Origin of the sequence: Nguyenibacter vanlangensis (assembly GCF_013376155.1) — a bacterium.
Classification (GTDB): Bacteria; Pseudomonadota; Alphaproteobacteria; order Acetobacterales; family Acetobacteraceae; genus Gluconacetobacter; species Gluconacetobacter vanlangensis.
Map to the genome: position 1 here is coordinate 1 of NZ_JABXXP010000915.1, position 953 is coordinate 953.

Below are 953 nucleotides of genomic sequence, written 5' to 3' on the forward strand. Positions count from 1 at the left end.
GCACGTCGCGCAGGCTGCGCCGCCTGCCGTCGGCCGAGACGGCGATCCCGGCCTGGTGCAGGGCGTCGGGCAGGTAGCTCTCCTGCCCCGCCCTGTCCATGGCCTGGGCGATGGCGGCCGCATCGGAATGGAACAGGGCGGCGCGGGCGGCACCGACACAGCCCCAGCCGATGCCGCGTCCGGTCAGGCGCAGATCGGCATTGTCGGCGCGCAGGCTGAGCCGGTATTCGGCGCGCGAGGTGAACATGCGATAGGGTTCGGAGACGCCCTGGGTCGTCAGGTCGTCGATCATCACCCCCAGATAGGCGCTGCCGCGATCGATGGTGACGCAGTCGGCGCCACCGGCGCGGCGGGCGGCGTTGATGCCGGCCAGCAGGCCCTGGGCGCCGGCTTCCTCATACCCCGTGGTGCCGTTGATCTGGCCGGCCAGGAACAGGCGGGGCAGCGCGAGCAGTTCCAGGGTCGGGGACAGGGCGCGCGGATCGACATAATCATATTCCACGGCATAGCCCGGGCGGACGATGGTGCAGCGCTCCAGGCCGGGGATCGAATGGATCATCCGTTCCTGGATATCGGCCGGCAGGCTGGTGGAGATGCCGTTGGGATAGACCAGATCGCCGCCCGGATTGCCCGGCAGGGCCTCGGGTTCGAGGAAGATCTGGTGGCTGTCGCGTTCGGCGAAGCGGACCACCTTGTCCTCGATCGACGGGCAGTAGCGCGGGCCGCGTCCGGCGATCGCCCCCCCATAGACGGCCGAGAGATGCAGATGGTCGCGGATCAGTCCATGGGTCCGCGGCGTGGTGGCGGTGATCCGGCAGGCGATCTGCGGGTTGGCGATCCGGCCGGTCAGGCGGCTGAACGGTTCGGGGCATGCGTCGCCCCGATCCTCGGCCAGAGCGTCCCAGTCGATGGTGGCGCGATCCAGCCGCGCCGGCGTGCCGGTCTTGAGCCGG

1 protein-coding gene is annotated in these 953 nt (G+C 70.5%); it reads right to left on the bottom strand.

What is annotated here, in order from left to right; genetic code table 11:
• The coding region (locus tag HUK84_RS20135) for an FAD-dependent oxidoreductase (RefSeq protein WP_176641781.1) at positions 1-953 on the bottom strand (953 nt) is incomplete at both ends.